The organism is Micrococcales bacterium (assembly GCA_016703125.1).
Taxonomy (GTDB): domain Bacteria; phylum Actinomycetota; class Actinomycetes; order S36-B12; family UBA10799; genus JADKAV01.
Genome location: JADJCR010000004.1, coordinates 408,977 through 432,051, shown reverse-complemented (window position 1 = coordinate 432,051; position 23,075 = coordinate 408,977). Strand labels below are relative to the sequence as shown.

Below are 23,075 nucleotides of genomic sequence, written 5' to 3'. Positions count from 1 at the left end.
TTCACAACGTTGCTGCGACCACCGGTTCCTGGGACGCGGCGATGCCCTCGGCGCGCAGCGTGGTGCTCACATCCACTGAGCGCTTGACGACACCGAGTCCGATCGGCCCGAGTTCGTAGTGCTGGGCCACCGAGCCGACACGTCCGACTACTCGATCATCGGCCATGAGGTCCGCCCCCGCATCCGGCAGGGCCCCGTCGAAGTGCAGGAGCACCAGTCGCCGCGGCGGCCGGCCCATGTTGTGCAACCGGGCCACGGTCTCCTGGCCGCGGTAGCACCCTTTGGCCAGGTGCACCGCGGGACCGATGAGCCCCAGTTCGTGCGGCAGTGACTTGTGGTCGGTGTCGGCCCCGACCCGGGGCACGCCGGCGGCGATCCGCAACGCCTCCAGCGCCCAGGTCCCGCACTCCGGACCCTGCGGACGCTCGCCGCGGGCCATCACGACCTCGGCGCCGATCAAGCGGTCCGGGCGGGAGGGTACGTACTTGCTCGCCGAGCCACCGCGATCCGAACCCGCCGGCGTCCAGCCGAGCCCGGCGTACTCCAGCGGCACCAGCCAGGTGGGGTGTTCCCCGAATGGCTCGCGGCGGGGGATCCACACCACGTCGAAGGTGTCACTGACATCGCTGACGACCACGTCTGCCAGGAACCGCATCCGGTCGAGGTGGTCGCGCAAGGCCTCGGAGGTGTCGGCGGCGACGATCAACCACGTCGTCGTGCCATCGTCGACTACGTGCAGGTCGTGCTCGATGTGGCCGTGCGGGTCGAGGATCAGGGCCTGCGTGCTCGTGCCCGCCTCGATGCGGTGGGAGGTCAGTGAGTCCAGCCACGTCACCCGGTCGCCACCGGTGAGGGTCAGGACCGCGCGGTCCAGACCCACCCAGCCCTCGCCGGCCACGAGCAGCTTCTGCTCGGTGAAGGGATCGCCGAAATGGGTCATGCCCTGTACAACGCCGACGGGCCCCATGATGTTTCCGTCAGGTCGCATCGTGTTCAGCGCGGCACTGCGCGCACCACCCGGGCAGCGCCATGTAGTCCAGGTCGGCGGCGAAACCGTGCTCGGCCTGCAGGGCCGCCAGCAGCCCGGCCGCCAGGGCGATGTCCGCGCTTTGTCCTGCGCCCCGCACCGCTGGCAGACCAGATGCAAGTGTGGGGTGGGGTCCACGGCGTGGTAGACGGGCGGTCCGTGGCCGATGTGGGTGTGGGTGATCAGGCCCACCTCCACGAGAACATCCAGGGCGCGGTACACCGTAGAGGTGTCGACGTCAGCCAGTTCCGCGGCGATCTGGTCCGGGGTGGCGTGCCGCAGGCGCTCCACGGCCTCCCAGACCTCCCGGCGCTGGCCGGTGAGGCGGTACCCGTGGTCCCGCAGCCGGGACTCGAACTGCTCGCTCACACGCGCTTGAGTTTGGCGGCCAGATGGTTGCCCAGTGGCTGGCCCACGGCTGACATGTCGAACGTCCAGGCCAGGTCCCCGTCGGCAACCAGGCCGTACAGCCGTTGGCCGCCGACGTACTCCTTGGCGCTGGCGGTGCGCATGACCGAGTCGGTGGTCATCTCCAAGCTGGCCCGGGTGATCTTCGCGTCCCGGATGTCCGAGACCGTGACCTTGCCGTGCCAGACCTCGGCGTAGCCAGTCGGGTGGGTGAACAGCGCCTCGAACTCGTTGTCCGGGCGGGGCCGGAAGAACGCCGACTCCATCGCGCTGGGCCGGACCCGGTCGCCCTGCTCGTCAAGGATCCACGCCCGCGAGTGCATCGCCAGGAACGGCCGGCCGTCACAACTGCACCAGATCTCCTGGCCGAACCGGAAGTCCTCGCTCGTCGGATACTGGCCGGTGCCCACCCCCACCCACTGGCCGATCAGCCACGACAGGGGCAGGAGTTCCTCGGGCACATCCACTATTCGCTCTTGACCAGCCGGTAGATGACGTAGACGGCGAACCATCCGATGAACACCGCCACCAGCACGAGCAGGGACGTGAAGAAGAGCTCGGTCATGGGTACAGCCTAGTCGTTGCTTGCGGGTCCGCGCCTCAGTAGGTCACGGTGCGGTGTCACCGGCCAGCAGCTGCTCCACCAGCGATGTGGCGCCGGCGATGTCGGCCCCCGGCCGCAGGTCCGCGGCGGTGAGGCCCCTGCGGGCTGCACACTGGCTGCAGACGTGGACCCCGGCCACCGCATCGAGCCCCTGCTGCGCGTCCGGCGCGTGGTCCAGGCCGACGTCGGGCTCCCGGTCAGGCACCGCCAGCAGCGTCGCTGGGCCGGACAACCAGAGGTCCACCTGCGCGCCGGCCGCCGCCGCGGTCATGGCGATGGTGAGTGCGGTCGCGACCTTCTCCGCGTCGTCGGTGGTCAACTGCACCACCAGGCGCGGCATGTCAGGCCCGGGTGCGCAGGTCGGTCAGGTTCAGCACGCGCTCGCCGCTGGGAGCGGGCATGGCCTTGCTGGGGATGAGCTTGCGGATCCGCAGGTAGATCTCGCAGCCGAGGCAGAAGCCGAAGATGGCGTTGAGGGAGGCGGCGAACAGCGCGAAGCCGGTGAAGACGTACACCCCGGGCTGCCAGGCCAGCAACATGCTGATGCTCGCCGCCAGGGCGAAGACGAGGCCCACCGCCTGTGCGAACTGCGGCGGCAGGGGGTCCTCGAGATGCTTGGGGGCGGACAGGCGCGGGCGGACCGCCTTGCGGAACACCCAGCCGTAGGGCTGCGCGTTCGGGCCGAGGATGGCCGAGAACGCGAACACAAGCGTCTGCACGCTCAGCAGAACCGCGGCCACCGGCCCGGGGTACGTGAGCAGGACGACGGCCAGGACGATGGCGGTGATGGCGGCGGAGAACCGGGTGCCGCGGGGATCGATCACGAGTCCCTCGCTCACAGGTATCGGGGTAATGTAAGGAACCTGGCAGTGAACAACAGGTATTCCCACGCATGATCTGGGTCCAATGTACGCGGGTCGGTGGAATGTCCTGGTCATGGGAGGTGTTTCGCCCAACATGTCGGGTGTGTGGATTCTGGTCGCGGTGGCGGTGCTGCTCGCCGCCTTCGGCCTATGGCGCGCGAAGGTGGATGGCCGAATGAGTCAGCGAGGTGAGTCCGGTCGGCTGACTGCGGAACGGGTCGGAGCTGACCTGGGGGAACGCGCCACCCTGGTGCAGTTCACGTCGGCCTTCTGTGCCCCGTGCCGGGCCACGCGCAGGATCCTCGGTGAGGTCGCGCAGATGATCCCGGGCGTGCGACACCTCGACCTCGATGTGGAGGAGCACCTGGAGCTGGCCCGGGAGCTGAACGTCTCGCGCACCCCCACTGTGCTGGTGCTCGACGCCGAAGGGGCAATCGTGACCCGGGCCGCCGGGCAGCCCCGCAAAGCCGACGTCATCGCTGCACTCGGCCAGGTCATCCCGGCCTGAGCACTGCCGCGCGCCACAGCACAGCCCCCCTGGAATATCGTGGGAACGGTCGGAGGTGGCCAGTGAGCAGTGTCCTGCTGATGACCGACGCGGTCGAGCCCAGCGATCACGTGCTGCCCGCGCTCGGTCTGCTGGCCCATCAGATCCGGATTCTGCCCGCCGACGCCGGGGCCCTGCTGAACGCCCCAGCGGCCGATCTGCTGCTCGTCGACGGTCGCCGGGACCTACCCGGGGTCCGCAGCCTGTGCCGTGTCATCCGCGCCACGGGATCGGACCTGCCGGTACTACTCATCGTCACCGAAGGCGGCCTCGCAGCGGTGTCCGCAGACTGGGGCGTGGACGACATCGTGCTCGACACGGCGGGTCCGGGTGAGGTTGAAGCCCGTTTCCGGCTGGCGGTGGGCCGGCAGGCCCAGACCGACCAGGAGACCGGCCCGGAGATCCAGCACGGCGAGCTGCTCATCAATGAGAGCAGTTACACGGCGACGGTCCGGGGCCGGCTGCTGGACCTCACCTACAAGGAATTCGAGTTGTTGAAGTACCTGTCCCAGCATCCGGGCCGGGTGTTCACCCGCCAGCAACTGCTGCAGGAGGTCTGGGGATACGACTACTTCGGCGGCACCCGCACCGTCGATGTGCACGTGCGGCGACTGCGGGCCAAGCTCGGCCCGGAGTATGAGGGGCTGATCGGCACGGTGCGCAACGTCGGCTACCGCCTGGTCCCACCACGCGCCGACCGCGAGCCGGAGTTCAGCGAGTGAACTGTGCCATCCGGTGGTCCTCCCGGGTGTCAGCGAAGGACATCGAGGAGGTCGACGCGATCCTGGACCGGGCGCTCGCCACCGACGGGGTGTCCGCGCTGTCGGAGCACACCTACCTCCACCTGCGTTCCGGCGGCGGCCAGCGGGACCGGCACGGGCTCGCACGCTCCCAGGGCGACATCGTCGGGTATGCCTACGTGTCCGGCGACGAGCAGCCCGTGGCGGAGTTCCTCGTGGATCCCGCTGCTCGCGGCCAGGGTCTCGGCAGGCAGCTGCTCGCCGAGGTACTCGCGCAAGCCGGGCCCGGGGTCCGGATCTGGGCGCACGGGGAACTGGCCGCCGCGGCCGCCCTGGCACGGGAGGCGGGGATGGTCGCGGTGCGTGGCTTGTGCCGGTACACCCGCCCGTTGCACGACGTGCCTGACGTGTCCCCACCGGCGGGGATCACGGTGCGAGCATTCCGCGCCGGCGACGAGGCCGACTGGTTGAGCCTGAATGCACAGGCCTTCGCCGACCTCCCCGACCAGGGTTCATGGACCGCCGCCGATCTGGCACAACGCCTGGCCCAGCCCTGGTTCGACCCCCGGGGTTTCCTGCTGGCATTCGACGACGAGGGACTGGCCGGCTTCCACTGGACCAAGGTGCACGGCGGCGAGGGTCACGCGCACGAGCGCACCGGAGAGGTGTATGTGCTGGCCGTGGCGGATCGCGCTCGGGGCACCGGCCTGGGCCGCGCGCTGACCGCGGCGGGACTGCACCATCTGCAGGGTCTGGGTCTGCGCACGGTGATGCTCTACGTGGACGTCGACAATCATGCCGCGGTGGCGATGTACGAGCGCCTCGGCTTCACCCGCGCGGACTGCGACGTTCAGTACGCGTTCGGCTCTCACTGACGCGAACGGGCCTTCTTCTGGCAACCTTGGGGCATGACCGCTGCCGCATCCGAATCCGCCGTTGTGGCCCAGGACCTGCCCGAGAACCGGTTCATCGACCGGGAACTGAGTTGGCTGGCCTTCAACCAGCGGGTCCTCGAGCTCGCTGAGAACCCGGATCTCCCCCTGCTGGAGCGTGCCAAGTTCCTGGCCATCTTCGCCTCGAACCTCGACGAGTTCTTCATGGTCCGGGTCGCCGGGCTCAAACGCCGGATCGCTGCGGGCATCGCCGTCAAGGCCGCCAGCGGCCTGTTGCCACGCGAGGTCCACGACGCCGTGCTCATGCACGCCCACGACCTGATGCGCCGGCAGTCGGTGTGCTGGAGCCAGCACGTGCGCCCAGGACTGGTGGACGAGGGCATCATCTTGACCCGCTGGTCCGAACTCAGTGATGACGAGCGACAGCATCTGGCCAACTTGTTCCGGGACAAGATCTACCCGGTTCTCACGCCACTGGCTGTGGACCCGGCCCACCCCTTCCCGTACATCTCGGGGCTGTCGCTGAACCTCGCGGTGGTCGTGCGCAACCCCGGTACCGGCACCGAGCTGTTCGCGCGGGTGAAGGTACCCCCCAGCCTCGACCGGTTCCTGACCCTCGGTGACTCCCGGTTCGTCCCCCTCGAGGATGTCATCGCCGAGCACCTCGACCTGTTGTTCCCCGGGATGAACATCATCGAGCACCACCTGTTCCGGGTCACTCGCAATGAGGACCTCGAGGTGGAGGAGGACGACGCCGAGAACCTCCTGAAGGCACTGGAACGCGAGCTCAGCAAACGCCGCTTCGGTCCGCCCGTGCGCCTGGAGGTCGAGCAGACGTTCGCGCCGCACGTCCTGGACCTGCTGGTGCGCGAGCTCGGCGTCGCGGAGAACGAGGTCTTCATGCTCCCTGGCCCGCTGGACCTGCGCGGTCTGTGGGCGTTCGTGGCGCTGAACCGGGAGGACCTGTCGGACCGGGCGTTCCTGCCCAAGACCAACCGCAGCCTCGCGGAGAACAAGGAGAGCGCCAGCGCGCCCAACGTGCTGGAGGCGATGCGGCGCGGGGATGTGCTGCTGCACCACCCCTACGACTCGTTCTCCACCAGTGTGCAGCGCTTCCTGGAGCAGGCCGCTGCCGATCCCAAGGTGCTCGCCATCAAGCAGACGCTCTACCGCACCTCCGGTGATTCGCCGATCATCGATGCGCTTATCGACGCTGCGGAGTCCGGCAAGCAGGTGCTGGCGCTGGTGGAGATCAAGGCCCGCTTCGACGAGAGCGCCAATATCAAGTGGGCCCGCAAGCTCGAGCGCGCCGGGGTGCACGTGGTCTACGGCCTGGTGGGGCTGAAGACGCACTGCAAGTTGTCCATGGTGGTGCGCGACGACGGTGACCGGCTGCGGCGGTACTGCCACCTCGGCACTGGCAACTACCACCCGAAGACCGCGCGGCTCTACGAGGACTTCGGGCTGCTGACCACCGACGACCAGGTCGGCCAGGACGTGGCGAACCTGTTCAACCAGTTGTCCGGGTACTCGATGAACACCGAGTACCATCGGCTGCTCGTCGCCCCGCACTCGATCCGCTCCGGACTCCTCGAGCGCATCGAGCGGGAGGTGGCCAACCATGCTGCGGGACTCCCCGCTCGCATCCGGTTCAAGTGCAACTCCATCGTCGACGAGAAGGTCATCGACGCGCTGTACCGCGCCTCCGGGGCCGGGGTGCCGGTCGACGTTCTCGTCCGCGGTATCTGTGCCATCCGCCCCCAGGTTCCCGGCATGAGCGAGAACCTGCGGGTGCGCAGCATCCTCGGGCGTTTCCTCGAGCACTCGCGGGCCTATGAGTTCCGCAACGGCGGCGACCCCGAGGTGTGGATCGGGTCTGCGGATCTCATGCACCGCAACCTCGACCGCCGGGTCGAGACCCTGGTCTCATTGCAGGCTCCTGACCAGATCACGTACGTGGGGGAAATTCTGGACAAGGCCTTCGACCCGGGGACCTCGGCGTGGGATCTTGGGCCTGACGGACAATGGATGCACAACACGGCGCCGGATGGCGGGTCGCTGGAGGATTTCCAGGCCTACATGATCCGGCGCAAGCATCTGCGCGGAGGGTGACGCATATGGGCGAGGGGGACGACGAGACGCTGGAGGATCCGACGCCGCCGGACACGCGCGTGGCGCAGTTGCCCGACGATCCCGAGGACGAGGTGTTCCCGCCGCCGGAGCAGAAGGTCGAGGTCTCTCCGCCGGTGGACGTGGTGACCATCGACCACGCGGAGGCCGGACTGGAGCCGCCGCAGGTGGACGACGAGGACGGCGGACAGCCCGAGAACGCACCGGAGCCACTCCCGGCAGATCAGCGGACCCTGCGGGTGCACGGGTTGTTCCGGCTGCCAGACCTGACGGCGGCCACCACGGTGGTCACGCGGACCAAGCGGCAGGCCACGCGCACCCTCACCGCCGTGTACCACGACACCGACGACCTGCGGCTGGCCCGTTGGGGCGCCACACTGCTGCGCCGCGAAGGGGGGGCGGACGCGGGTTGGCACCTCAGTCTGCCGGTCGACGGCATGGACGGTCAGCCCGAGCAGGTGCGCCTGCCGCTGTCCGCGGGAGCCGCCGGCGAGGTGCCCGGTGAGCTCGCCGACCTGGTCCTCGCGTTCTCACGCCGCGGGCCGCTGAAAGCGGTCGCCACCCTGCGCCTGGAGCGCACGCCGTATTCGCTGACCGGGGCCGACGGGAAGGTCTTCGGCCAGGTCATCGACGACACGGTCTCTGTCCTGGACGGCGAACACGTGGCCGCACGCTTCCGGGAGATCGAGATCGAACCGCGGGTGGAGGGCGCCCCGCTGGCGCCCGTCGTCGACGCGCTGGTGGCCGGCGGTGCTGTGCCTGGCACCACGGCGCGCACCATCGCGGTGCTGGGCCCGGTGATCCAGGAGCCGCCGGACGTCCCCGAGCCGCAGATCGTGGGCCCCGAGGATCCAGCGGGCGCGGCAGTCACCGCGCACATCCGCCGGCACGCCCGGGCCTTCCTGCTGCAGGACGTGCGCGTGCGCCGCGATCTTCCCGACAGCGTGCATCAGATGCGGGTGGCTGCACGCCGCCTGCGCAGTGGCCTGAAGGTGTTCGAGCCCATGCTCGACGTGGAATGGGCCGAGGCGCTACGCACCGAACTCGGCTGGATCGCCGGGGAACTCGGCGTCAGCCGGGACACCGAGGTGCTGCAGGCACGCATCGACCTGCACGCCGACGAGGTGGGGGAGGACTTCGCCGGCTTGATCCGGGCCGTCGTCGATCCCGCGCTGTCGGGTCAGTGGCACGACGCCCGCGACCATGCCTTGAACGCGATGCTCTCGAAACGTTACCGGCTGTTCCTCGACGACCTGGTCGACGCGGCACGGGCCCCGCGGCTGAATCCCACCGCGCAGGCACCTGCCGGGGAGGTCCTGCCGCCATTGGTCGACAAGGCCTGGAACAAACTGGCCAAGGAGGTCAAGCACCTGCGTCTCGACGGGCCCTCTGACGACTGGCACGAGGCACGCATCCGCGCCAAGAAGGCCCGGTATGCCGCGGAGGCGGTGGCGCCGGTGATGGGTGAGCACGTGAAGCGGTTCGCGAAGGCGCTGTCCGGGGTCACCGAGGTGCTGGGGGAGCACCAGGACGCCTGGGTGGCACAGCAGACCCTCAAGACGCTGGCGGCCGGCTCCGGCATCGACGGTCTGTCCGGTTTCAGCCTGGGTCTGCTGCACGAGTTCGAGTTCGAGCAGGAGTTGTTCGCCCGCAACGACTTCGTGGAGATCTGGCCGGGAGTGCGCAAGGCGCACAAGAAGGCCGGGCTCGGCTGATGGCCAAGTCCACCGGGCCCATCCGGGCCGCCGGTGTCGTGCTGCTGCGCGACGGGGCGGAGGGTCCGCTGGTCTGCGTGTTGCACCGGCCGCGCCAGAACGACTGGTCGCTGCCGAAGGGCAAACTCGACCCGGGGGAGAACGAAGTGGTCGCCGCCCGGCGGGAGACCATCGAGGAGACCGGCAGCGACGTGGTGCTCGGCGCCCCCCTGGCCACCCAGCACTACCGCGTGGAGGCCCGCCCCAAGTCGGTGCACTACTGGGTCGGCCGGGAGCATCCTGGCGGCCCGGGTTTCACGCCCAACAAGGAGATCGACGAGATCCGGTGGTTGCCGCCGGAGCCGGCGATGGCCATGCTCAGCTACCCCCGCGACGGCGATCTGGTGCGGGAGGCGCTGGCACAACCGCTCACGTCACCGTTCGTCCTGCTCCGGCACACCGAGGCGATGCGGCGCGGCGACTACCGCGGTCCCGTTGATGCCGAGCGCCCGCTGACCGCCGCGGGTGCCGCGCACGCCGAGCGGCTCGCAGATGTCCTGGTGGCCTTCGGCGTGCGCAAGGTGCACTCGTCGGATTCTGCGCGCTGCCTGGACACCGTGCGCCCGTTCGCGCACCGCCGTCATGCCACCGTTGCCCACGAACCGCTGCTGAGCGAGGAGGGCTTCACGTCCTCCCAGACCGCCGCATTCATGCGCGTCGACCAGATCCTGGCCGACGCCGCGCCCGTGGTGGTGTGCACCCACCGGCCGGTCCTCCCGCCGGTCATCAAGCACGTGGCCGAGCGGCTCGGCATCCGGATGCCGTCGCGGGCACTGGCCCCCGGTGCGGCACTGGTCTTCCATCGCGGCATTGGCGTCGTGGAGCACATCGCCGCCTTCTGAGGCAGTGCCGGCGAATTTTGCCACGTTCCATCACGGAATGCTCACGCTGCCGGAACATCCTGGTGAACACGCGGCGACAACCGGAATCTTTCGCCGTGGCGTCGTCGGCTGTTCACCGGCGCGTCACCACGGACTCAGCCCCACGTCACCGGCCCTGCCTAGCGTCACAGACGTCAGACATGACACTCACAGATTGGGAGGGAAACGGTGCGAATCGCCCGTTCTATCAAGGTCGCCGGCGTGGTGTGCGCTGGCGCCCTCACGCTCGCCGCATGTGGCGGCAGCAACAACTCGTCGACGGAGTCGACACCCGCCGAGGGGGGCAACACCTCCGGTTCGGTGCGCGTCGACGGGAGCTCAACGGTCGCGCCGCTGACGTCGGCAGCCGCGGAGCTGTTCAAGGAGACGAACTCCGACATCAACGTGACGGTGGGCACCTCGGGCACTGGCGGTGGCTTCGAGAAGTTCTGCCGCGGCGAGACGGACATGAACGACGCCTCTCGTGAGATCGAGGACGACGAGGCCGCCAACTGCAAGGACGCGGGCGTCGACTTCCAGGAGATGGTGGTCGCCAACGACGCGCTCACCGTGGTGGTCAACCCGGCCAACGACTTCGTCCAGTGCCTGACCGTCGAGCAGCTCAATAGGATCTGGGAGCCCAAGAGCGAGGTCAACAACTGGAACCAGGTCGACCCGAGCTTCCCCGATGAGGAGATCAAGCTCTTCGGTCCGGGTACCGACTCCGGCACGTTCGACTACTTCACCGATGCCATTAACGGTGAGGAGGGTGCCAGCCGGACCGACTACACCCCCTCGGAGGACGACAACGTCATCGTGACCGGTGTCTCCGGCTCGACCGGCGGCATGGGGTACTTCGGGTACACCTACTACGAGGAGAACCAGGACAAGGTCAAGGCGGTGCAGATCGACAACGGCGACGGCTGCGTGACCCCGAGCCCGGAGACGGTGCAGGACGGTTCCTACGCCCCGCTGGGCCGGCCGCTGTTCATCTACCCGTCGGTCCAGGCCCTGGGCTCCAACCCCGCGTTCGCATCGTTCCTTCAGTACTACGTGGAGAACGACGCGCAGATCGCGGAGCAGGCGCTGTTCATCCCGCTGAACGACGAGCAGGCTGCGGAGCTGCAGAGCGCGTACGCGGACGCCAAGTCGGCTGCGGGTCTGTCCTAGGACACTGTCCACCACCAACTCGACCGTGCCAGGGGGACCCAAGTTCTCCCTGCAACGGTCAAGTCCGCGCTACGGCGAGCGGGTGATCAAGGCGTTCCTGATCGCCTCTGCCGCCGTTTCCGTCGCCACGACCGTCGGCATCGTCTGGGCGCTGTTCGTCCCGGCGTTCCAGTTCTTCCAGACCGTGCCGGTGACCGACTTCCTGTTCGGCACGCAGTGGTCGCCGTTGTTCGCGGATCCCGAGTTCGGGGTCCTGCCGCTGGTGTCCGGGACCCTGGTCATCACCGGGATCGCCTGTCTGGTGGCCCTACCCATCGGTCTGCTGACCGCCATGTACCTGTCCGAGTACGCGGCCGACAGGACGCGCCGGACACTCAAGCCGATCCTGGAAGTGCTTGCCGGCATTCCCACGGTGATCTTCGGGTTCTTCGCCCTGGAGTTCGTGTCGGGGATCCTCCTGAAGAGCATCTGGCCGCAGACCGAGGTCTTCAACGCGCTGTCCGCGGGACTGGTCATGGGTGTGATGATCATCCCCACGGTCGCGTCGCTGTCCGAGGACGCGATGTCCGCCGTGCCGCGCGCACTGCGCGAGGGCGCCTACGCCCTGGGATCCAGCAAGCGTCAGGTCACGCTGCGGGTCGTGGTGCCTGCTGCACTGTCGGGGATCGTCGCCGCGTTCGTGCTGGGGGTGTCGCGTGCAATCGGTGAGACCATGATCGTCGCGGTCGCCGCCGGCCTGCAGCCGAACCTCAGTCTCAACGTCTTCGAGGGCATGCAGACGATGACCTCGTCCATCGCCGCCGCCGGTTCCGGCGACCAGCCCACCGGGTCGATCGGCTATCAGACGATCTTCGCCGTGGGTGCCCTGCTGTTCCTCATGACCCTGGTCATGAACCTCTTCAGCATCCGAATGGTGCGCAAATACCGCGAGGTGTACGAATGAGTGCCTTGTTGACCCCCCTGGGCGACCAGGTCAAGAAGGACCTGCAGGACACCGGCCCGCCCCTGCAGGACCGGAGCTTCCGCTGGACGTTGTTCGCAGCGCTGTCCGTCGGCATCATCACGCTGGTGGCATTGCTCGTCTTCGTCGTGTGGGAAGGGTATCCGCGCCTCACGCCGACCTTGTGGCAGGAGATGCCCAGCATCCGCTTCCCCGAGAAAGCGGGCGCGCAGTCGGCCATCATGGGCTCGATCTGGGTCATCGTGACGACCGCGCTGATCTGCCTGCCGGTGGGCATCATGGCGGCCATCTACCTGGAGGAGTACGGCAACGAGGAGAGCCGGTTCTACCGGTTCATCGAGATCAACATCCAGAACCTGGCCGCTGTGCCGTCGATCGTCTACGGCATCCTCGGCTTGGGTGTGATCGCCCGGGCGCTGGCCCTCGGCCAGACCGTGATCACCGCGGCGCTGACGTTGTCCCTACTGGTGCTACCGGTGATCATCATCTCCTCCCGGGAAGCCATCCGGGCGGTCCCGCAGTCCATCCGGGCGGGGTCGCTGGCACTGGGTGCCACCCAGTGGCAGACCATCTGGAAGCAGGTCCTGCCGGCGGCGATCCCGGGCATCGCCACCGGCGCGATTCTCGCGCTCTCGCGCGCGATCGGTGAGGCGGCCCCACTGCTCCTGCTAGGAGCGGTGACCTTCATCACGTTCAACCCGGATGGGCTGATGAGTTCGTACACAGTCATGCCCATCCAGATCTACAACTGGATCTCACAGTCCCGTGAGGAGTTCCAGGTCCTGGCCGCGGCGTTGTGCGTGGTCCTGCTGGCCATCCTGCTGGTGATGAACGCCTTCGCCATCTACCTGCGCAACCGATTCCAGCGACGCTGGTGAAGGCCCGAGAAGAGGGAGAAATGAGCATGTCGGTTCAATTGGGAGAGCCTGAGGCGCAGGCGGTCGGTCGCCAGCGGATCGTCAAGGATCCCGTGATGGACCTGCGGAAGGTCCATGTCTTCTACGGCGACTACGAGGCGGTGCGCGAGGTCGATCTGCCGATCGCGCGCAAGGAGATCACCGCCTTCATCGGACCGTCGGGCTGTGGGAAGTCGACCTTGTTGCGGTCGTTCAACCGCATGAACGATCTGATCCCGGGTGCGCGCGTGGAGGGAGAGGTCCTCTACCACGGTGTCGACATCTACGGATCGGACGTGGATCCGATCGAGGTGCGCCGCCGGGTGGGGATGGTCTTCCAGAAGCCCAATCCCTTCCCGAAGAGCATCTTCGACAACATCGCCTACGGCCCCCGCGTCCTCGGTCGCAAGAAGCAGGAACTCGACGAGATCGTGGAGCATTCCCTGGTCCGGGCGGCCCTGTGGGACGAGGTCAAGGACAAACTCGACACCAGCGGCATGGCGTTGTCAGGTGGGCAACAGCAGAGGCTGTGCATCGCCCGTTGCATCGCGGTCAACCCGGACGTGATCCTCATGGACGAGCCGTGCGCATCGCTTGACCCCATCGCCACTTCGAAGATCGAGGACCTCATGCGCCAACTGGCAGAGGACTACACGATCGTCATCGTGACCCACAACATGCAGCAGGCGGCGCGGGTCTCCGATCGCACGGCGTTCTTCACCGCAGAGGTGGACGACAAGAACGTCCGGCACGGCCGGCTCGTGGAGTTCGACCTCACCGAGGACATCTTCCTCAAGCCGCGTGACCGGCGCACGGAGGACTACATCTCGGGCCGCTTCGGCTGAGGTGCGGTCGGCCTGCGTGATGACCGTTCTACGATCGAGGCGTGATCACGCATGTCGTCATGATGAAGCTCCACGACCGCGCCGACAGTCACGATGCTGCGCAGCGATTGCTGGCCATAGCCGGCCGGATCCCGGACTTGCGCAGTATCGAGGTACTCGTCGACACCCTCGACCGGCCCGGGGCGTACGACCTGGTCCTGCGGTCCACACACGCCGATGAGGCGGGGCTGGCCGGCTACCAGCAGCATCCGGTGCACCAGGACGTTCTGACCTGGCTCAGTCCGCGGATCGCCCAGCGGGCAGTGGTGGATGCCGGATGAGCGCGGTCGAGATCGTCGAGGTCGGTCCTCGGGACGGGTTGCAGAACGAGGCGGTGGTGTTCGACACCGGCACCAAGGTCGACTTCATCAAGCGCTGCGTGGCCGCCGGTGTCCGCCGGGTCGAGGTCGCCAGCTTCGTCAATCCGAAGCGTGTGCCGCAGATGGCCGACGCCGAGGCTGTGCTCGAGCGACTGTCGCCCGGTGCTGCCTCCTACATCGGCCTGGTGCTCAACGAACGCGGCTTCCACCGGTCGACTGCGACCCAGGTCAACGAGGTCAACCTGGTGGTCATGGTCACCGACACGTTCTCGCTGAAGAACCAGGGCATGACCACCGAGCAGGCGATTGCGGCGGTGGCGGTGGTCGCCCCGCAGGCCAGGGCGGCCGGCCTACCGGTGAGCGTCACGCTCTCGGCGTCCTTCGGCTGCCCGTACGAGGGTGAGGTGGCGGTGTCCCGGCTCGTCGACGTGGCTTCCCGGGTCGCGGCCGCCGGCATCGACGAACTGGCCATCGCGGACACCATCGGCGTCGCCGTGCCACGGGACGTGCACCGCAGGCTGTCGGCCGTGCGGGACGCGGTTGACGTGCCCCTGCGGGTCCATGTGCACAACACCCGTAACACCGGCTACGCGAGCGCACTGGCTGCGGCTGACGCGGGAGTGTCGGTGCTGGACGCGTCACTGGGCGGGATCGGCGGCTGCCCCTTCGCCCCCCGGGCCACCGGGAACATCGCCACCGAGGATCTCGTCTACGCCCTCGAGCGTTCTGGGTACTCAACGGGGTTGGATCTCGACGCCTTGTGCCGTGCCAGCGAGTGGCTCGGCGAGCGCCTGGGCAGGCCGACACCGGGCTTGGTGGCGAAGGCCGGGGGATTCCCGCCGGCCTGACGCGGAGGGGTGCGCACCGGCGCGACCCGTCTGGCCTGGTGGCCGCAAAAGCCTGTCATGTGCGGTTCTCGCGGCGCCGAACCCGGCGACCGCGTCATGCCGGTGGTGCGCGGGTGCTGGTGATGGTGGGTGTGCCGTGGGTGGTGGTGGTGATGGTGTAGTGGCCGTGGTGGAGGTCGGCGTGACATCTGGTGCAGAGCAGGCACAAATTTGACAGGTCCGTTAAGCCGCCGTGGCGCCAGTGCAGGATGTGGTGGGCTTGGCAGAAGCGGGGGGCGCGTCCGCAGCGGATGCAGCCGCGGTCGCGGGCGATGAGGGCGGCCCATTGCCAGCGGGTGGCGCGGCGGTGGGCGCGGCCGAGGGCCATCGGCACGAAAGCGTCCTTGCGTTTCGCCCCGAAGATGACTGCGCAGGCGGTGGCGCAGGACAGCAGGTCGAAGGTGTCGGGGCCGATGGGGTGGCCGTCGTCGAGGGTGGCGCCGAGGCCGTCGGGCAGGGTGTCGAGGTCGACGAGGACGGACAGCCCGGACACGCCCAACGGGCGGGTGTTGGCGTTGGCGGCGGCGAGGATGTCGGCGAGGGCGTCGGCGCGGGCCTGGGTCGGGGTGCGGGTGTCGCCGGGGAGTCCGGGGTCGGTGAACGCGGTGAGGGTGTCGCGTAGCCGGCGGCCTTCGATGGCGTCGAGCCAGCCGTCGAGGCGGTACATGCCGTTGGGGGTTTCGCTGAGCGACAGGCCGCGTTTGTCGCGTTGTGTGGTGTGGTCGTGGTCGGGTTGGCACTGGCCGATGAGCAGGGTGAGGATGCGGCGCAACTCGATGGGTTCGATGGTGGTGGCCATCTCGACCAACGCGGGTTCGAGGTCGGTGAAGTCGGTGATGCGGGTGGCGGCTTCGCGCAGGGCGTGGACGTGGGGGGTGCTGATCTGCCCGTCGCGGTAGGCCTGGGCCACGTGCGGCAGGGTGCGCAACGCCCGGGCGGTGCCCACGATCGCGGACCCGGTGGCGGGGTTGGTGCCGGTGGCGGTGGCGACGAGCATGCCGGTGGTGCCGGCGCGCAGGCTCTTGGAGAGGTGGGTGGCGTCGGCGGTGCCGGCCAGGTCGGTGAGGTAGGCGTCGAAGCGGTTGCGTAGTTCGGCGGTGGTGGTAATGGCGCCCACGACCTGGTCGCTGCTGAGGTCCAGGGGGTCGGGCAGTTGGTTGAGCAGGTCGGTGATCTGGTCGAGGATCGGCGGGTGGTCGGTGGGCAGGGATTGCCGGATACGGGTGCGGCGCATCGCCGGTCGGGACACTTCCAGCACCGCCATCCGCCGCTCCTTTCGAACAGTACGAATCTACGCCAGAGGTACGACAAGCAGGAGGCCGCAACCACACCCGTGGACAGGGAAGTCGGTGATCGCCCGCACCTTCGGAGGTACCGTGGAATCGAGCCCAGTTGGCTCCTCCCGGGAGGGGATGATCGCCATGGCCGCGATCCGCACGGCAGGCATAAGGACGAGGCGCACGAGTTTCGGGGCAGGGGTGGCGATCGTGGTGCTCGTCGCATCGACGGGCGCAGTGATGGGTTCCACCGCACCTGCGTCGGCGGCCTCCGCGAAGGTGTCCGCGCACCTGACGCAGACCAGTTTCACGAAGGCCGAGGCGTCCCAGGTCAAGCTCGCCTACGAGTTCTCCGCCACGAGTCGTCACTTCGGGTACCGACTGTCACGCAAGAGCGCATCGAAGTGGGTGACGGTGCGCAATGTGAGCAAGAAGGGGAAGTTCAAGGGGGCTCACACCAGGACCGTCAAGCGTCTGTTCGGCTCCAAGCCGATCTCGGCCGGCCGGTATCGGGTGCGGGTGACCGCCGACGCCAACGCGGTGACGCTCAAGTTCGCGGTCACGGCCGCGTCCGCCGCGGCTGTCGTGCCGAAGACCGGCACGTGGAAGTCCGTCAGCGTGAGTGGAGGCGGTGGCCAGGTGTCGGTGACCGGCATCTCGTTCGTCGTCGCACCGGACGGCAAGTCGTTGACCAACTTCACTTTCGACTACACCTACTCAGGTGTGATGCTGCCGCCGTTCACCCAGCAATGCTCGGGTTCTTCCCGCACGTACGCGCTCGGGGAGCTGAGACGCCGATCTCCGACGGCCAGTTCGCCGGTCCGTCGGGCAGTACCGGCGCCTGGTACCAGCCGAACCAGGTGATCGGGGGGTCCGGTTCGTGGACGGGCGCGTTCGACAGCCCGACCAGCGCACACGGAACCGCCACGTTCTCGTGGGGATTCATCGGTATGGGATGCATGCGCACGACAGGTTCACTGGGTCCATTCCCCTGGACGGCCGTCCAGGAGTGAGCCGCGCCGCCGACTCGCATAGCCACACAGAATAGTACGGCTGTTCTCGCCCATAGCCGCATCATTTACTCACGATTCAATTCCTAGGCTGGACGTCCCGGATAAAGAATGGTACGGTCGTATCAAAAGAAGGCCGAAAGAAGATGATGACCATGGCCCACCGCCTCCCCCTCGGGACAGGTGTGGCGCGTCGCACGGCCTCCTCGGAACTCCTGTCCCCATCGCCGGCCCACCTGTGCCGGCACCCATCCGGGGCGACCCGCCCCACACACAACAGCGGGGCCGACCGCCCCGAGAAGGAGTGAGTTGGAATGCCGAAGATTGTGAACTCGTGGAACGACTTCGACCCGTTGAAGCACGCCATCGTCGGGCGTGCCGACAACAGCGTCATCCCGCCGGAGGAGCCGGCGACGTCGGAGAAGGTCCCGATCGACTCCGAGATGCGCGGCATGTGGGGGCCCCGGCCGCTGGAGACCGTCGAGAAGGCCAACGCGCAGCTGGACTACTACGTCAAGGTGCTCGAGGAGCACGGCGTGAAGGTCGACCGCCCGACCCCGCTGCAGTGGAACCAGGCCATCGGCACGCCGGACTTCCGTAACGACTCGATGATGACCTGCATGCCGCCGCGGGACATCCTGCTGACCATCGGCAACGAGATCATCGCCTCGGCCAACTCGTTCCGCTGCCGCTACTTCGAGTACCTGGCCTACTGGGATCTGATGAACGAGTACTTCGAAGCCGATCCGGACTTCAAGTGGACGCAGGCCCCGCGCCCGCGGCTGACCGACCGGTCGTACAAGCACAACTACTACGACGAGAAGATCTCGCTGGAAGACCGCCTGATCCGCACCGCCAACAAGGACTTCGTCACCACCGAGGTCGAGCCGATGTGGGACGCAGCAGATGTGATGCGGCTGGGCAAGGACCTGTTCATCCAGCACGGTCTGACGACCAACCGCAAGGCGATGGAATGGTTCAAGCGGTACTACCCGGATCTCCGCATCCACGCGGTGAACTTCCCCGGCGACCCCTACCCGATCCACATCGACGCCACGTTCGTGCCGCTGCGCCCGGGCCTGATCATCAACAACCCGAACCGGCCCCTGCCGCAGGAGCAGCGCAAGATCTTCGAGAGCAACGACTGGGAGATCGTCGACGCCGCCCAGCCGGCGCACGACACGCCGCCCCCGCTGTGCTACTCGTCGGTGTGGCTGTCCATGAACTGCCTGGTCCTCGACCACAAGACGGTGATCGTTGAGGCGTCCGAGGTCCACCAGGCCGAGCAGATGGACAAGCTCGGGATGAACGTCATCCCGGTGCCGTTCCGCGACGCCTACGCCTTCGGCGGCGGCCTGCACTGCGCCACCGCGGACGTCTACCGCGAAGGCACCTGCCAGGACTACTTCCCGAACCAGATCGCGGACCCGACGCTGGTCTGACCCCGATATGCGGTGCCGGCGGCGACCCCGCTGGCACCGCACCGGCCCGAAGGCATCTGGAGAAGACCATGACCACCACCACCGCCGTGAACCCCACGGCTGCCCCCATGAACAAGCGCCTCGGTTTCGGCGCGATGATCGCTTCCGCAACCGGGATGGGCCTCGTCGGCTTCCTCTCGCGCGGGGCCGTTCCCACCCACGTCGTCGACGGCGAGACCGTCAAGTACGTGCTGGGCGACTTCCTGGCCACCGGCCGTATGCTGACCGGCGCACTGGGATTCCTCCTCATCATCTACTTCACCCACAAGTGGACGGCACTGCGCACCACGCGCGTGTCGTTCTCCGTCGTCGCGGGCGGCCTGGCCATCGGCATGTCCCTGGCCCTTTACGTCTCGGCGACACTCATGACCACCATCGCCAACGCCGTGTTCCTCATCTACACCGGACCACTGTTCTCGGCGATCCTGGCCTGGATCTTCCTGAAGGAGAAGATCTCGCTGCGGAACGGGCTGTTCCTCGCGCTGGTCTTCGGCGGGATGCTGCTCACGATCGGACTGGTCACCTACACCCCGGAGGCGGGGCTCAGCGTCGGTCTGCAACTGGGTACCGACCCCGATTTCCCGATGAAGGCTGTCGGGGACCTCTTCGCCCTCGGCTCGGGTGTCTTCTACGGTCTGGCGCTGTTCTTCTACCGCTACCGCGGTGACATGGAATCCGGCGTCCGCGGGTTCTGGAACTTCGTGTTCGGCGCGATCGGTGCGCTGATGGTGATGGTCCTGCGTTACAACTTCCTCGACGACTCGACCCCGAGTGTCATGACGAGGAACAACTGGATGTGGGCTGCAGCGCTGTTCCTGGTCTGCGGGTTCTTCGCCATCGGCTTCCTTGTGGTGGCCGGCAAGCACCTCAGTGCCGTGGAGCTGTCCGTCGTCGCCTACTGGGAGACAGTGGTCGCGCTGTTCATCGGCTACTTCATCTTCGGCGAGACCATGACCGTGCTGGCGATGATCGGCGGCGCGATGATCGTGATCGGCGGCATCGGACCGATCGCCTTCATGGTCCGCGAGCGCAAGAACCCCTCCGAGGACCCGGCCGCCGCCGATGCGGCGCCCGCAACCGTAGGGTCCTAGCCGTCCGGCCGCCGGTGGCATCCGCTTTCAGCGGGTCACCGGCGGCCTTGACGCGAGACTCTGGAGAAAGGAGGGCGGTGAGATGCAGACCATGACAGTCCCTGCTGAGTCTGACCGGTCCACGCTGAGGCGTGCCGCCACCGCAAGTTTCATCGGCAATTTCGTCGAGTGGTTCGACTACGCCTCATACGGCTACCTCGCCACGACCATCGCCGTGGTGTTCTTCCCCAATGAGAACCGGACCGTCGCGCTGCTGTCGACGTTCACGGTATTCGCCTTGTCGTTCCTGTTGCGCCCGATCGGCGGCATCATCTGGGGGAGCCTGGGAGACCGTCGCGGCCGGCGCTGGGCCCTGTCGTGGTCCATCCTGCTGATGTCGGGTGCCTCGTTCTGTATCGGCCTGCTGCCGTCCTGGGCGGCGGTCGGCGTCCTGGCCCCACTGGGGCTGTTCCTCCTGCGCCTCGTACAGGGGTTCTCCGCGTCGGGGGAGTACGCGGGTGCGGCGACGTTCCTGTCGGAGTACGCGCCCCAGAACAAGCGGGGCCTGTTCACCTCGCTGGTGCCGGCCAGCACAGCCACAGGCCTGCTCGCCGGCTCGTTGCTCGTGGCCATGCTGCACCAGGTCCTCAGCGACCCGGCGATGGAGTCCTGGGGCTGGCGCATCCCGTTCCTGCTGGCCGGTCCGCTGGGCCTGGTCGGGCGCTACATCCGTGTCCACCTCGAGGACTCGCCGCACTACCGGGCGCTGGCCGAGGCCTCGCGGGGCCGCACCCAGCAACGCACGCCCCTGCGCGTCCTGCTGACCCACCACCGCCGCGCACTTGCCGTGACGTTCGGCGTCGCGAGCCTGAACGCAGTGGCGTTCTACCTGTTGCTCAGTTACATGCCCACGTACCTTTCGGCAGAGCTGGGCGTGGACGAGACAGTGTCGTTCTACGCCTCGACCATCGCGCTGAGCGTCTACATCGTCTCCATCTTCGTCATGGGCCACGTCTCCGACCGGTTCGGGCGCCGGCGCATGCTGGTGATCGCCTCGGTCCTGTTCGTGGTGCTGACAGTGCCCCTGTTCGGCCTGCTGGCCAGCGATATCGTCTGGCTGATCGTGGTGGTCGAGGTGGTGTTCGGCATCCTGCTCACCATCAACGACGGGACTCTGGCCACGTATCTGGCCGAGTCCTTCCCGACGTCCGTGCGGTACACCGGGTTCGCGTTGTCGTTCAACTCCGCCAATGCCTTGCTAGGTGGTACTGCGCCGTTCGTGGCCACCTGGCTGATCGCCGTCACCGGTTCGACGGCGGCACCGGCGTGGTACCTGACGTTGATCGCCATCGGCGCGCTCGGCGCCATGCTGAGTTCGAAGGAGACGGCGTTCAGCGAGCTTGCGGACGACTGAGTTCGCCGTGGTCGAGCAGCGCCTGCAATTGCTGCCGTGCCGTGTCGCGTACATCGCGACCCTCGCTCAGTGCGCTGACGCACGCGCCGTCGACCACGGCGATGATGAGGTCAGCCGACCACGGCACGCCCACGCGCTGCAGCACGCGGGTGACCGCAGCGTTGAGCCGGTCACGACCGGTGCGATAGGCCCTGCGCACCGGTGGGGACTCACCAGCGGCGACCAGTTGCAGGTAGTGCCCGAGCATCTCCTCGTCGGTGGGCAGGGTCGCGGCCAGGATCGCGTCGATCACGCCCTCCTGCGTCGTCGGCACCGGATCCCGCTCGGTGGCCTCCGCGACCCGCTCAGCGCGGGAGGCCCAGCGTGCGATGTTCACCCGACCAGCCTCACCGAGCAGGTCATCGAGCCCGGAGAAGTAGTACGTCGTCGCGGACAGCGAGCACCCGACGCGCTGGGCGACGCTGCGATGGGACACGCCGCGGGGACCCTGCTCCCGCAGGATCGCCGCTGCGCCGTCGACGATCTCCTGGCGGCGGCGCTGTCCTTTGTGGGTCGCCGGCACGGTGGGATCGCTCACGCTTGCCCCCTCTTCGTGGTCCGTGCCGATCCTACGGGCACGCACGCCGAACGGTTGGCCGAAGGTGACCACCTCACCGCTCGATGACGGTGCCCTTGCCGATCACGACGATGCCGCCCTCACTGACCGTGTAGCGCTCGCGGTCGCGCTCGAGGTCCACGCCGATCTGGGCGCCGTCAGGGATGTACACGTACTTGTCGATCACTGCCCGGCGGATCACCGCGTTCTTCCCGACCCGCACGCCGGGCATGAGCACGGCGGCCTCGACGAACGCCCCCTCGGCCACCCGCACGTCGAAGGACAGGACCGACTGCCGGACATGACCGCCGGAGATGATCGATCCGGCGCCGACCATGGATTCGTGGGCGTTGCCGCCGAGGGCGAACTTGGCCGGCGGCAGTGGCGGCAGGTAGGTCAGGATCGGCCACTTGCGGTTGTACAGGTTGAAGACCGGGTGCACGCTGACGAGGTCCATGTGGGCGTCGTGGTAGGCATCCAGGCTCCCCACATCGCGCCAGTAGCCGCGATCGCGGTCGGTCGTCCCGGGCACCTCGTTGTCCGAGAAGTCATACACGTGGGCCAGGCCCTGCGAGGTGAGCATCGGGATGATGTTGCCGCCCATGTCGTGCACCGAGCCTTCGTCGCCGGCGTCGATCTTCAAGGCCTCGACGAGCACGTCGGTGGTGAACATGTAGTTGCCCATGGACACGTAGGACTCGTCCGGGCTGTCCGGGATCCCTGGCGGGTCGGCTGGCTTCTCATGGAAGGTGGTGATCCGCTGGCCGGTGACGTCGGTCTCGATGACACCGAACGGGGTGGCCTCCGAACGCGGCATGCGGATACCGGCCACCGTCACCCCGGCACCGGATTCCATGTGCTGGTCGAGCATCTGCCAGGGGTCCATGCGATAGATGTGGTCGGCACCGAACACGGCCACGTAGTCCGGGCGCTCGTCGTAAACGAGGTTGAGGGACTGATAAATGGCATCGGCCGAGCCCATGAACCATCGCGGACCGAGTCGCTGCTGGGCCGGGACGGGGGTCACGTAGTCGCCCATGAGGTTGGACATGCGCCACGTGGTGGTGATGTGGCGGTCCAGGGAATGCGACTTGTACTGCGTCAGCACGCAGATGCGCGAGAATCCGCCGTTCACGAGGTTCGAGAGGACGAAGTCGATCATGCGATACACGCCGCCGAACGGAACGGCGGGTTTTGCGCGGTCCGCAGTCAGCGGCATCAGCCGCTTGCCTTCGCCGCCGGCCAGGACGATACCGAGAACACTGGGGCCTTCTCTCACATGCA

At 67.7% G+C, this 23,075-nt stretch carries 23 protein-coding genes; 16 read left to right on the top strand and 7 right to left on the bottom strand.

Annotated features, from left to right (window positions below; all coding sequences use genetic code 11):
• Position 1: 1 nt before the first annotated feature.
• The 4 genes from IPG68_09010 to IPG68_08995 all read right to left on the bottom strand — a co-directional run bounded on the left by IPG68_09010 (position 2) and on the right by IPG68_08995 (position 2,977).
• Positions 2–1,396 (bottom strand): transcriptional repressor, encoded by a 1,395-nt coding sequence (locus IPG68_09010; GenBank protein MBK6763395.1) that lies wholly within the window; start codon positions 1,394–1,396, stop codon positions 2–4.
• Positions 1,393–1,947, bottom strand: a complete 555-nt coding sequence (locus IPG68_09005) for an FABP family protein (GenBank protein ID MBK6763394.1) — start codon at positions 1,945–1,947, stop codon at positions 1,393–1,395. Before IPG68_09005 ends, IPG68_09010 begins: the two co-directional genes overlap by 4 nt.
• 96 nt (positions 1,948–2,043) lie before the next feature.
• Positions 2,044–2,379, bottom strand: a complete 336-nt coding sequence (locus IPG68_09000) for a DsrE family protein (protein MBK6763393.1) — start codon at positions 2,377–2,379, stop codon at positions 2,044–2,046.
• Position 2,380: 1 nt separating this feature from the next.
• On the bottom strand, positions 2,381–2,977 hold the full coding sequence (locus IPG68_08995) for a DUF4395 domain-containing protein (protein MBK6763392.1): 597 nt from the start codon (positions 2,975–2,977) through the stop codon (positions 2,381–2,383).
• Positions 2,978–2,996: 19 nt separating this feature from the next.
• Between IPG68_08995 and IPG68_08990 the strand changes: the two genes are divergently transcribed.
• From IPG68_08990 to IPG68_08935, 12 genes are all read left to right on the top strand, one after another.
• Positions 2,997–3,410: a thioredoxin family protein gene (locus IPG68_08990; protein ID MBK6763391.1), complete on the top strand. Its 414-nt coding sequence runs from the start codon at positions 2,997–2,999 to the stop codon at positions 3,408–3,410.
• Between the two features lie 62 nt (positions 3,411–3,472).
• Complete coding sequence (locus IPG68_08985; GenBank protein MBK6763390.1) at positions 3,473–4,171, top strand: response regulator transcription factor; 699 nt, start codon at positions 3,473–3,475, stop codon at positions 4,169–4,171.
• The gene (gene mshD / locus IPG68_08980) at positions 4,168–5,064 is read left to right on the top strand and encodes a mycothiol synthase (protein ID MBK6763389.1); all 897 of its coding nucleotides are present in this window, start codon (positions 4,168–4,170) and stop codon (positions 5,062–5,064) included. Before IPG68_08985 ends, mshD begins: the two co-directional genes overlap by 4 nt.
• A 33-nt stretch (positions 5,065–5,097) precedes the next feature.
• Positions 5,098–7,194: an RNA degradosome polyphosphate kinase gene (locus tag IPG68_08975; protein MBK6763388.1), complete on the top strand. Its 2,097-nt coding sequence runs from the start codon at positions 5,098–5,100 to the stop codon at positions 7,192–7,194.
• A 5-nt stretch (positions 7,195–7,199) separates the two neighbouring features.
• A complete protein-coding gene (locus IPG68_08970) occupies positions 7,200–8,927 on the top strand; it encodes a CYTH and CHAD domain-containing protein (protein MBK6763387.1) in 1,728 nt (575 codons plus the stop codon).
• Positions 8,927–9,808: an NUDIX hydrolase gene (locus tag IPG68_08965; protein ID MBK6763386.1), complete on the top strand. Its 882-nt coding sequence runs from the start codon at positions 8,927–8,929 to the stop codon at positions 9,806–9,808. Before IPG68_08970 ends, IPG68_08965 begins: the two co-directional genes overlap by 1 nt.
• Before the next feature lie 225 nt (positions 9,809–10,033).
• Positions 10,034–10,996, top strand: coding sequence for a PstS family phosphate ABC transporter substrate-binding protein (locus IPG68_08960; GenBank protein MBK6763385.1), 963 nt, complete (start codon positions 10,034–10,036; stop codon positions 10,994–10,996).
• A 4-nt stretch (positions 10,997–11,000) separates the two neighbouring features.
• Entirely contained in the window at positions 11,001–11,939 is a 939-nt protein-coding gene (gene pstC / locus IPG68_08955) for a phosphate ABC transporter permease subunit PstC (GenBank protein MBK6763384.1), read from the top strand.
• The gene (gene pstA / locus IPG68_08950) at positions 11,936–12,835 is read left to right on the top strand and encodes a phosphate ABC transporter permease PstA (protein ID MBK6763383.1); all 900 of its coding nucleotides are present in this window, start codon (positions 11,936–11,938) and stop codon (positions 12,833–12,835) included. The genes pstC and pstA overlap by 4 nt, the downstream gene beginning before the upstream one ends.
• Before the next feature lie 20 nt (positions 12,836–12,855).
• Positions 12,856–13,698 (top strand): phosphate ABC transporter ATP-binding protein, encoded by an 843-nt coding sequence (gene pstB / locus IPG68_08945; GenBank protein ID MBK6763382.1) that lies wholly within the window; start codon positions 12,856–12,858, stop codon positions 13,696–13,698.
• Between the two features lie 41 nt (positions 13,699–13,739).
• Complete coding sequence (locus IPG68_08940) at positions 13,740–14,018, top strand: Dabb family protein (GenBank protein ID MBK6763381.1); 279 nt, start codon at positions 13,740–13,742, stop codon at positions 14,016–14,018.
• Positions 14,015–14,905, top strand: a complete 891-nt coding sequence (locus tag IPG68_08935; protein ID MBK6763380.1) for a hydroxymethylglutaryl-CoA lyase — start codon at positions 14,015–14,017, stop codon at positions 14,903–14,905. The genes IPG68_08940 and IPG68_08935 overlap by 4 nt, the downstream gene beginning before the upstream one ends.
• A 94-nt stretch (positions 14,906–14,999) precedes the next feature.
• Here IPG68_08935 and IPG68_08930 read toward each other — a convergent pair whose 3' ends face one another.
• Positions 15,000–16,208, bottom strand: coding sequence for a DUF222 domain-containing protein (locus tag IPG68_08930; GenBank protein ID MBK6763379.1), 1,209 nt, complete (start codon positions 16,206–16,208; stop codon positions 15,000–15,002).
• 157 nt (positions 16,209–16,365) lie between these two features.
• Here IPG68_08930 and IPG68_08925 point away from each other — a divergent pair, with 157 nt between their 5' ends.
• The 4 genes from IPG68_08925 (at position 16,366) to IPG68_08910 (ending at position 21,196) form a co-directional block, all read left to right on the top strand.
• Entirely contained in the window at positions 16,366–17,085 is a 720-nt protein-coding gene (locus tag IPG68_08925; protein MBK6763378.1) for a hypothetical protein, read from the top strand.
• Between the two features lie 460 nt (positions 17,086–17,545).
• Positions 17,546–18,673, top strand: coding sequence for a serine/threonine protein kinase (locus IPG68_08920; protein ID MBK6763377.1), 1,128 nt, complete (start codon positions 17,546–17,548; stop codon positions 18,671–18,673).
• A gap of 107 nt (positions 18,674–18,780) precedes the next feature.
• On the top strand, positions 18,781–19,803 hold the full coding sequence (locus IPG68_08915; GenBank protein MBK6763376.1) for a DMT family transporter: 1,023 nt from the start codon (positions 18,781–18,783) through the stop codon (positions 19,801–19,803).
• 82 nt (positions 19,804–19,885) lie between these two features.
• Positions 19,886–21,196 (top strand): MFS transporter, encoded by a 1,311-nt coding sequence (locus tag IPG68_08910; protein ID MBK6763375.1) that lies wholly within the window; start codon positions 19,886–19,888, stop codon positions 21,194–21,196.
• Here the strand turns inward: IPG68_08910 and IPG68_08905 are convergent.
• Together IPG68_08905 and glgC are read right to left on the bottom strand one after the other, a co-directional pair.
• On the bottom strand, positions 21,174–21,773 hold the full coding sequence (locus tag IPG68_08905; protein MBK6763374.1) for a TetR family transcriptional regulator: 600 nt from the start codon (positions 21,771–21,773) through the stop codon (positions 21,174–21,176). The genes IPG68_08910 and IPG68_08905 overlap by 23 nt on opposite strands.
• Positions 21,774–21,846: 73 nt before the next feature.
• Complete coding sequence (gene glgC, locus IPG68_08900; protein ID MBK6763373.1) at positions 21,847–23,070, bottom strand: glucose-1-phosphate adenylyltransferase; 1,224 nt, start codon at positions 23,068–23,070, stop codon at positions 21,847–21,849.
• Positions 23,071–23,075 lie beyond the last annotated feature (5 nt).

Coding starts and splice junctions, on each gene's coding strand:
- IPG68_09005 (MBK6763394.1), bottom strand. CDS start 1,947: ATGGTTCGCCGTCTACGTCATCTACCGGCTGGTCAAGAGCGAATAGTG.
- IPG68_09000 (MBK6763393.1), bottom strand. CDS start 2,379: ATGCCGCGCCTGGTGGTGCAGTTGACCACCGACGACGCGGAGAAGGTC.
- IPG68_08995 (MBK6763392.1), bottom strand. CDS start 2,977: ATGACCAGGACATTCCACCGACCCGCGTACATTGGACCCAGATCATGC.
- IPG68_08990 (MBK6763391.1), top strand. CDS start 2,997: ATGTCGGGTGTGTGGATTCTGGTCGCGGTGGCGGTGCTGCTCGCCGCC.
- IPG68_08975 (MBK6763388.1), top strand. CDS start 5,098: ATGACCGCTGCCGCATCCGAATCCGCCGTTGTGGCCCAGGACCTGCCC.
- IPG68_08970 (MBK6763387.1), top strand. CDS start 7,200: ATGGGCGAGGGGGACGACGAGACGCTGGAGGATCCGACGCCGCCGGAC.
- IPG68_08965 (MBK6763386.1), top strand. CDS start 8,927: ATGGCCAAGTCCACCGGGCCCATCCGGGCCGCCGGTGTCGTGCTGCTG.
- pstA (MBK6763383.1), top strand. CDS start 11,936: ATGAGTGCCTTGTTGACCCCCCTGGGCGACCAGGTCAAGAAGGACCTG.
- pstB (MBK6763382.1), top strand. CDS start 12,856: ATGAGCATGTCGGTTCAATTGGGAGAGCCTGAGGCGCAGGCGGTCGGT.
- IPG68_08935 (MBK6763380.1), top strand. CDS start 14,015: ATGAGCGCGGTCGAGATCGTCGAGGTCGGTCCTCGGGACGGGTTGCAG.
- IPG68_08930 (MBK6763379.1), bottom strand. CDS start 16,208: ATGGCGGTGCTGGAAGTGTCCCGACCGGCGATGCGCCGCACCCGTATC.
- IPG68_08925 (MBK6763378.1), top strand. CDS start 16,366: ATGGCCGCGATCCGCACGGCAGGCATAAGGACGAGGCGCACGAGTTTC.
- IPG68_08920 (MBK6763377.1), top strand. CDS start 17,546: ATGCCGAAGATTGTGAACTCGTGGAACGACTTCGACCCGTTGAAGCAC.
- IPG68_08915 (MBK6763376.1), top strand. CDS start 18,781: ATGAACAAGCGCCTCGGTTTCGGCGCGATGATCGCTTCCGCAACCGGG.
- IPG68_08910 (MBK6763375.1), top strand. CDS start 19,886: ATGCAGACCATGACAGTCCCTGCTGAGTCTGACCGGTCCACGCTGAGG.